The 3,173-nt window shown below is 57.6% G+C and carries 3 protein-coding genes and 1 pseudogene; 1 reads left to right on the top strand and 3 read right to left on the bottom strand.

Annotated features, from left to right (window positions below; all coding sequences use genetic code 11):
* A pseudogene (locus tag PHW99_RS18480) lies at positions 1-226 on the bottom strand (pyridoxal-phosphate dependent enzyme); the annotation flags it as partial.
* 111 nt (positions 227-337) lie between these two features.
* Here PHW99_RS18480 and PHW99_RS18475 point away from each other — a divergent pair.
* Positions 338-787, top strand: a complete 450-nt coding sequence (locus tag PHW99_RS18475; protein ID WP_300181221.1) for an OsmC family protein — start codon at positions 338-340, stop codon at positions 785-787.
* A gap of 1 nt (position 788) precedes the next feature.
* Here the strand turns inward: PHW99_RS18475 and coq7 are convergent, their stop codons facing one another.
* Entirely contained in the window at positions 789-1,415 is a 627-nt protein-coding gene (gene coq7 / locus PHW99_RS18470) for a 2-polyprenyl-3-methyl-6-methoxy-1,4-benzoquinone monooxygenase (RefSeq protein ID WP_300181227.1), read from the bottom strand.
* 119 nt (positions 1,416-1,534) lie between these two features.
* Entirely contained in the window at positions 1,535-2,815 is a 1,281-nt protein-coding gene (locus PHW99_RS18465) for a porin (protein WP_300181218.1), read from the bottom strand.
* Between the last annotated feature and the right edge of the window lie 358 nt (positions 2,816-3,173).

The following is a 3,173-nucleotide window of genomic DNA, read 5'->3' as shown; positions in this document are numbered from 1 at the left end:
GTTCTGGCGTCAGGTGCGCCATCTTGTTGTAGGCGCCGCGCAGCTTGAAGCTGCGTACCGGCTGCTGGTCCTCGCGCTTGAGCAACACCGAGTTGTGCAGCCGTCGGCTCAAGGCGCGGGCCGGCTCGAGCGCGGTTTCATTGGCCACGTCGTAAACCCGGGCGGTCAGGATTTTTTTCAGATAGTCGGCTGGGCTGAGGGATGCTGCGAGGGGAGAGGAGGGCATGGGGCTACACTTTGGACAGGATATCGGTATATTTTTGACTGCGCGCGGGGCAGTTGGTGTATTGTAAGTGAAGAAATTTACTCCGCGCGGAGCAATTTTTAAAGGATCAACATGGAATGCACGGTCAGTTGGACCGGCGCGCTGCAAACGCGCTCGGGCATGGGGTTTGTGGCGGAAACCGGCAGTGGCCATACGCTGATGATGGATGGTGCGCCTGACGCGGCCAAACCCGAAAACGGGGGGTTGAATCTGGCGCCGCGTCCGCTGGAACTGCTGCTGGCCGGCACTGGCGGCTGCACGGCTTACGACGTGGTGCTGATCCTCAAGCGGGGGCGCCATGATGTGCGTGGCTGCAGCGTCAGGCTTGAGGCCGACCGGGCCGAGACTGAGCCCAAGGTGTTCACCCGCATCAACATGCATTTCACCGTGTCGGGCAAGGGTGTGCCAGCAAGCGCGGTTGAGCGCGCCATCGCCATGAGCCATGACAAATACTGCTCGGCCAGCGTCATGCTGGGCAAGACCGCGCAGATCACCACCAGTTTTGAGGTGGTGGAGGTTTAAGTTAAATCCGGTGTGCCACGGTGGTCATGACCTTGGCCGCCGCCTTCATCAGCCCCTTGACGGGGGCTGGCAAATCAATCGCGCCCAGTTCCTTGGCATTGAGGGCATGACGGACTTCGTCATCTTTCATCTGTGCCACGATGGCGCGTGAGGCGTGGTCCTGCGTGGGCAAACGGCTCAGATGGCCGTCGAGGTGAGCCTCCACCTGGTTTTCTGTTTCCACGACAAAACCGAGGCTGACCCGATCACCCAGCCGCCCGGCCAGCAGTCCGATGCCAAAGGCCCCGGCGTACCACAGCGGGTTGAGCAGCGAGGTACGGTCGCCGAGTTCTTTCAGGCGCGCTTCGGTCCACGCCAAATGATTGGTTTCTTCGGCGCTAGCCCGCAAAAAATGGTCTCTCAGTGCTTCGTTTTTGGTAGCAAACGCCTGGGCCGTATAAAGTGCCTGGGCGCAGACTTCGCCGACATGGTTGACACGCATCAGCGCGGCGGCTTCTTTCTTTTCAGCCTCGGAGAGTTCGGTGGCGTCAGCAGCCACGGTGGGGCAGGGTTGCGCCCCATGGTGTGAGGCAAACACGGTGCGCAGGGCGGCATCCAGGGTCGTGAAAAGACGGTCGCTGGTTGACATGGACATGGCTAGGCTCAGGCAGTTTTGAAAGACGGCAATTGTCGCGCGATTGTGCAGGTGCTGTGCAGGGGTAAAAAAAAAGAGCCCGCAAGGGGCTCTTGGCTGGGGACGGAATCCGATCAGAAGCGGTGACGGATACCAAAGGCCAAACCGGTTGAACCAGTGCCAGCGGAGGCGGTGACACCACCAATATAACCATTGCCGCCAGGCGCCGTTTGGGCCAAATTCTTGTTGTCATATTGCACGACCACGGCATTCAGGTCGGTGCGCTTGGACAATGAGTAGGTGTAAGCCACGCCGTAGGATGTCACGTCAGCATTAGCCGGACGATTGTCCTTGTAAGCGGTGTAAGCCACCGAGATGGCGTGGGGGCCGGTCACGTGCCGATAACCGATGTGAGACAAGGTGCCGTCCTGCTTGAAGGCATTGAGGAAAGCGTTTTGAACCAAGCCTGCGGCGGCAGCGCCCACGACCGGGGTCAGCGCCGGGGCGATAGCGGACAAGCCATTGGGGTTGTCGTCAGTCAGCTTGATGACCATGCCTGTGAGTTTGTCCTGGCCAAAGTTCATGGAGGCGCCCAGCACCGACGTGGTCAGCGACGACTGCCCCAGCTCATTGTTGGCTTGGTTATAACCAAAACCAACGGAGAAATTGCCGGTTTTGTAATTGGCATTCAAGCCCAGCATGCGGCCTTTACCAGTGTCACCGGCGACCTCACCCAGGGCATACATGAAGGAACCAGAGATGCCGTCTTTCACAAACCGGTATTGCAAGGCGTTCGACTTGCGAATCTCAAGCGCCGCCGGGAAGGCCACCACTTGCCCTGCCGACAAGCCCGACTGGGTTTCCATGATGTCATACATGGCGTTGGTCTCGAAGGCTGGTGTGTACATGCGGCCAGCCATGATGGCGCCAACAGGGGTGATCACGCCCACATAGGCTTGCCGGTCAAACAGGTTGCCGGTCGGATTCACGCCCCACTGAGCGGCCAGGAGGCCATCAACCGCAGCCACGGCAGGCTGCAGTGTGGTCGGCAGGCCCAGCAGCGCCGCTTGAGAGTAACGATCTGACAACTGGGTGCCAGAAATAGGGCGGCTGCTCACGGAGCCGGTATCGAGTTCAACCCGGGATTCGAGCGTGAAGATGGTCTTGTAACCACCGCCCATGTCTTCGGTGCCCTTGATGCCCCAGCGTGAGCCTTCCATGATGCCGCTGGCCACTTGTGTCACGGTGCCGGCTTTCAAGCCCGACACCGAAGTGATACCGGCATCTGCCAAACCATACAGCGTGACACCAGGGCCAGTTTGGGCACTGGCCAAACCGGCGCAACACAACGCGCTGGCCATGGCGATGCTGCGAACAGCGGAGAACTTTTGAGTGGCAATGAATGGATGGGTCATGATGATGGTCGTTGGTGGGCTGGGGTTAAGGATGTAATAGAACGATCGTTCATTTTTTGGCAATGATGCACTGTTTTGAGATCTTGTGTGGCAGGGGTTTTCCCTGAAATGGTGCCGAATTTTGTTGGTTTGAGTGGCTTGCAAATGGTTGATTTGTAAAGAAAAAATCAAAATTTGATACTGGGGTGTAAAGGAGTGGTTTGTGCTATGAGTTGTTGTGACTGTGCAACAAAAATGACTGGATTGCGCTCAGTAACAAGCATGTAACCTGGATATTTATTTTTTTGTGATGGTCGGTGTGGTTAAATTCAACCGCGATGGCTGATTCGCCTGTTTGAATCACTGGTTTTGAAGTTTT

It is taken from the genome of Rhodoferax sp. (assembly GCF_028689305.1).
GTDB lineage: Bacteria > Pseudomonadota > Gammaproteobacteria > Burkholderiales > Burkholderiaceae_C > Rhodoferax.
Note: the sequence above shows the minus strand (reverse complement) of the source record. Positions and strands in the feature narration are given on the sequence as shown.